Source organism: Halanaerobiales bacterium (assembly GCA_035270125.1).
Classification (GTDB): domain Bacteria; phylum Bacillota; class Halanaerobiia; order Halanaerobiales; family DATFIM01; genus DATFIM01.
The window spans coordinates 1-5,012 of record DATFIM010000043.1; the positions used below are offsets into that span (position 1 = coordinate 1).

General features: G+C 27.2%; 4 protein-coding genes. 3 read left to right on the top strand and 1 reads right to left on the bottom strand.

Features of this window, described 5'->3' with window-relative positions; all coding sequences use genetic code 11:
• Positions 1–517: 517 nt before the first annotated feature.
• The 3 genes from VJ881_02175 to VJ881_02185 are packed head-to-tail and all read left to right on the top strand — an operon-like array spanning position 518 to position 4,307.
• The gene (locus VJ881_02175; protein HKL74848.1) at positions 518–2,596 is read left to right on the top strand and encodes a glycosyltransferase family 39 protein; all 2,079 of its coding nucleotides are present in this window, start codon (positions 518–520) and stop codon (positions 2,594–2,596) included.
• Between the two features lie 8 nt (positions 2,597–2,604).
• The gene (locus tag VJ881_02180) at positions 2,605–3,576 is read left to right on the top strand and encodes an NAD-dependent epimerase/dehydratase family protein (GenBank protein HKL74849.1); all 972 of its coding nucleotides are present in this window, start codon (positions 2,605–2,607) and stop codon (positions 3,574–3,576) included.
• A complete protein-coding gene (locus tag VJ881_02185; GenBank protein HKL74850.1) occupies positions 3,549–4,307 on the top strand; it encodes a glycosyltransferase in 759 nt (252 codons plus the stop codon). Before VJ881_02180 ends, VJ881_02185 begins: the two co-directional genes overlap by 28 nt.
• A 48-nt stretch (positions 4,308–4,355) precedes the next feature.
• Here VJ881_02185 and VJ881_02190 read toward each other — a convergent pair whose 3' ends face one another.
• Positions 4,356–4,787, bottom strand: a complete 432-nt coding sequence (locus VJ881_02190) for an Hsp20/alpha crystallin family protein (GenBank protein ID HKL74851.1) — start codon at positions 4,785–4,787, stop codon at positions 4,356–4,358.
• Positions 4,788–5,012 lie beyond the last annotated feature (225 nt).

Here is a 5,012-nt window from a genome sequence, read left to right on the forward strand (position 1 = left end):
GTTCTAAACTCAAGAATCATTCATTTTCAACAAATGTATTATTAAAAGTAAAAAGATGTAAATAATTCCAAAAATTATTCTCATGATTAAACAAAGAAAGAAGGAAAAATATAGTTGAAATATGAATATAACACTATAAGCTTCCCATTTTTAGGACAGATTTTAAGTAGACTTTTTCATGTATAACCACTTTTAATCTTTGGATTGAATTGAAATGTAAATTAAGATATGTGCTTTAATGAAAATGTAGGATTATCTGATTAATTGTGTTTACATTTTCCCTGCTCTATAATCCTCTTTTCATCAATGAGCTGTCATAATGATTTTTCCAATTATTTTTTAAAATTAAATCTTATTAATATCTTTAATGGCTCTAATTTATTAATTAATTTTATAAACATCGATTTAAAAAGCTTAAACACTAAATCTAAATAACTTTTAGTCAATTTATTATAAATAATTAGATGGTCAGATTATTTATTTTATTTTTACTAAACTAAAGATTCTGTAAATCATAATGAAAAAAAAAATATCAAAGAAAAGGAAGAATAAAGATCAAAAAATTACTTTCCCTGACTGGAATCATTTAAAAAAATTTGCTCCATACCTTATCCTTCTAATAACTTTAGGAGCTTTCTTTGTTAGAATTTACAGAGTTGGATTTTTATCGGTTTGGCTGGATGAGTACATGCACATCAATCCGGCTTTGGATATTTTGAATGGTCGTGAAATTTCTGAATCAGATATTAATGGTATTTTTCTAACCTGGATTGTTACCTTATTTTTTAAGATTTTCGGTATTAGAGAATTGGTAGCACGCATTCCTAGCGTTTTATTTGGAGCAGCCACCATCCCTTTAATTTATTATTTTACAAAAAAACTATATAACCGAAGCATTGGATTAATGGCTTCAACCTTTGCCGCTTTTTCTTTATATTTAATTTGTTGGTCTAGAATAGCACGAAATTACGCAAGTTTTGGTTTTTCTTATATCCTTTTATTAATCGTTATTTGGCTGACCTTTAATTCTATTCATAAAAATCAAAATAAAACAGGATTCTGGTATCAAAACAATATCAACACCAGATATTTATTAATTCTTCCCTTAGTGTTCATTTTCTCTCTAATCAACCATCAGCTCACTTTTTTTGCCCTGTTTGGATTAAGCATTTATATTTTAATTAATGCTATTGTAAAGATCTTTCGAAAGACTCCCAAACGATTTACTAATATCTATGCTATTCTATCTTATTTTATTATCCTCGGCTTGATAATCTTCTTTACGCCCGCTTTACTGGATAAAGTTGCCCGTCCAATTCTTGGGATTCTATTACCTGAAAGAATAATAAACTGGATTCTTCCGGACTGGAGTTATATTATAGGCAAATTAAAATCATCTGATGAAGCTTTTAAAAGTTTTATCGTATATTTTAATGTACTTAAGAGTGACTTCGCTATAATTTATTACTTAGGTTTTCTGGGCATTATATCTTCATTTTTTATCCGGGGTAAAAAACAAGAAGCAATCTATCTTTTTTCTATGTTTGTTGTTCCGTTTCTTTTAATGAGTTTTATTTTTAGAGATCCCAGTACGCCAAATTATATATATTATATATACCCAATATTTTTAATTTATATATCAATATTTATTTACTTTTTTGTAAAATATTTTTTAAAAAAAATATTTTCCCACAATTTTCTTTCAAAAAGATCTTTCAATCATTTTATTTTACTCCTCATAATTCTTTTAATCTTCATTGCGATACCCAGAAAAGAGATAAAATCCTTAATCACTACAAAAAAACACGGACAAGTTGTTAAAAAAGAATTATTTTACAACCGATATATTGACTGGAAAAGTGTTTGCAATCAGATTAAACTATATATAAATAAAGAGGATGTTATTTTATCTACATGGCCTAGTGCTACAAACTTTTATCTTAACAGGAATAATAGCGTTTGGTTTCGACAAAGAGTTTACGATACCAAATTAAAAAAATATGTAAACCGTAAGCCTACTAATCAAAAAAATTCTGCCTATACTTTACAAGAATTAATAAACACTTACAAAGAAAATCAAAGAGGATGGTTCTTTGCTGATTATTACTTTCATAACATTTTTACTGATCCTAAAGCCAGGGATTTTGTTATTAAAAATATGAATTATCATTTTAATATTGATAATGATGGAGAAATAAAGGTTTTTAGTTGGAATCATCAAAGAAAAAGGAAATACCGTAATTCAATGCTTATTGAATTAGGTAGAAATAAAAGAAAACTTGCTTCAAAACCTTTAAATTTTACTATAAAATCAATTGACCAAATACGAAATGGCCTTTTAATTGGTATTGACGCTGAAGGTATCGATAAAAAAAATGAAGCTTATGTAATTATTAATAAAAAACAATACGCTGTTTTTAATCTGCATAAAAATAAATCTTCAATAGAAAATGCAAAAAGACAGAATTTTACAGCTGTAGTTAAAAAAGAGTGGTTAAAAGAGGGACAAAATATAATGCAATTTGTTTATAACAAAGATGTAGCAGATTATCCTAAAGGATATGTCATTTATAATGTGTTTTTTAAAAATCAATAAAATAAGATATGAAAATATTAATTACCGGAGTAGCCGGGTTCATTGGATCAAATTTAACAAAAGCATTATTAAACAATGGACATTCAGTTTACGGAATTGACAATTTGAGTTATGGAAATTTAACAAATATTGAACCTTTTCAATCAAATAAATATTTCCAATTTATCCTTGGAGATGTTTGTAACCCGTTGCTGTTAAAAGATATACATGTTGATATAATTATTCATTTAGCTTCACAAAAAATTCCAAGATATTCAAGTGCATACCGTACTCTAAATGAAAATTATTTAATGCTTGAAAATATTATAAACAAATGTTTAAGAGATAAATGTAAACTTATCTATGCATCTACTTCAGATGTTTATGGTAAAAATACAAATCTCCCCTTTAAAGAGGAGAGTGATTTTGTATTAGGAAATTCAAAAATCAAACGATGGGCTTATGCTTTATCAAAAATATATGGGGAACAAAATATTATAGCCAATGCTGATGAATATAATTTAAATTATACTATAGTAAGATTTTTTGGTTCATATGGACCCAATCAGAATTTAACCTGGTGGGGTGGACCCCAATCTGTATTTATTAATAAAACTTTTAATAACGAGCCTATTGAGATTCATGGGGATGGATCTCAAACAAGAACATTTACGTATATTGATGATACCGTAACTGCATTATTAAATTGTATAGAATCAAATAAATCGGATAATGAAATATTTAACATAGCCTCTAATCCAAATGAAGAAATATCAATTTTAGCCCTCGGAAAATTAATCTGGCAATTAATTAATGGCGAAGAATCAACACCAAAAATAAAACTTGTACCTTATTCAGACTTTGGTCGATATGAAGATGTGAATAGAAGAGTTCCAAGTATTAATAAACTTAAAGAATTTTTCAACTTCAACCCCAAATATTCTTTAAAAGAGGGGCTTATTAAAACAATTCAATGGCAAAAAGAAGCAATAAAAAGATGATCTATTTCTTAATTCCTGTATTTAACGAATCAAAAAACATATCCTATTTACATCAAGATATGGTTCAAAGTTTGCCTAATCAGGATAAATTTTTCGTTTTTGTTGATGATTGTTCAACTGATAATACGGTTAAACAAATTCATGAAGCGTTTTCTGGTAATAATTATATAGTGTTAGAAAAAGAAAATAATATTGGACCTGGAGATTCATTTAACAGAGGTTTTGAATGGATTATAAATAATAAACAAGATAATGCTGATTACATTGTTACCCTTGAAGGAGATAATACTTCTGATTTATCCATTTTACCTAAAATGATTGCTATTTCAGATTTGGGTTTTGATTTGATTTTAGCCTCTGTGTATTCTCAGGGAGGAAAATTGGATCAAACAACTTTTTTTAGAAAAATTTTATCTTTTTTTGCCAATCTCATCATGCGTATAACCTTAAATTTAAATGTGCTAACACTTAGTTCCTTTTACAGAGTTTATAAAATAAGTCTCATTCAAAAAATAAAAGATAAAAATCAATCCATTATATCGGAAAATGGTTTTTTATCCAAAGTCGAAATTCTGATCAAGGCGATTCAATTAAATGCTTCAATAATTGAAGTACCAACCACCTTATTATCTAAACGAAGGAAAGGAAAATCTAAGATGAAAATTTCCAAAACGCTGATTGATTATTTAAGATTAATCTTTAAGTCAAGAAAATTTTATAAAAATGATTAAAAAAGCGGGAATTTTCCCGCTTAACAGATGAACAAACCATTGCTTAGCTTATGAAATCTTAATTTGTTTCTTTGGCTTTTCTTTTGCTTCATCACGTTTTGGAATTACAACATTTAATATTCCATCTTTATGCGTTGCCTTAATCTTGTCCTGGTCAATGCTGTCAGGCAAACTAAATGATCGTTTAAAGGATGAGTAACTAAACTCTCTGCGAACATATTTTTCTCCTTCATCCTCATTCTTTGCTCCTTTTTCTGATGAAATGGTTAAAACATTATTATCTAAGTCAATTTTAAAATCATTTTTTGACAAACCAGGAGCAGCAACTTCAATCTTAAATTCATCCTTATTTTCCAAAACATTTACTTCCGGTATAGTTTTATTAACCGAGGAATCAAAAAAATCAGACAAAAAATCTTTGCCAAAAACATCGTCAGTAAAGCCAGGTAAAAACCTTGAATTTCTTAACATGGGTATCATAGCTTGGTCCTCCTTTTTTTTAGTTAGACATTTAATTATTTTCATTTTAAAAAAATCAAAATATATACCAAATAAAAAAACAATATTAATTACGTCGTTTTGTCACAACAAAAGTATATTATCAAGTCAATGTGTCATAATATTATTTCAAACACACTAACAATCGTCAGAATAAATTATATAAAATCATTTTTCTTATAATTAGATATTTTTAATTTTACATAC

Bases quoted from the DNA above. Each gene is read 5' to 3' on its own strand.
- VJ881_02185 (HKL74850.1), top strand. From the start codon at position 3,549: ATGGCAAAAAGAAGCAATAAAAAGATGATCTATTTCTTAATTCCTGTA.
- VJ881_02180 (HKL74849.1), top strand. From the start codon at position 2,605: ATGAAAATATTAATTACCGGAGTAGCCGGGTTCATTGGATCAAATTTA.
- VJ881_02190 (HKL74851.1), bottom strand. From the start codon at position 4,787: ATGATACCCATGTTAAGAAATTCAAGGTTTTTACCTGGCTTTACTGAC.
- VJ881_02175 (HKL74848.1), top strand. From the start codon at position 518: ATGAAAAAAAAAATATCAAAGAAAAGGAAGAATAAAGATCAAAAAATT.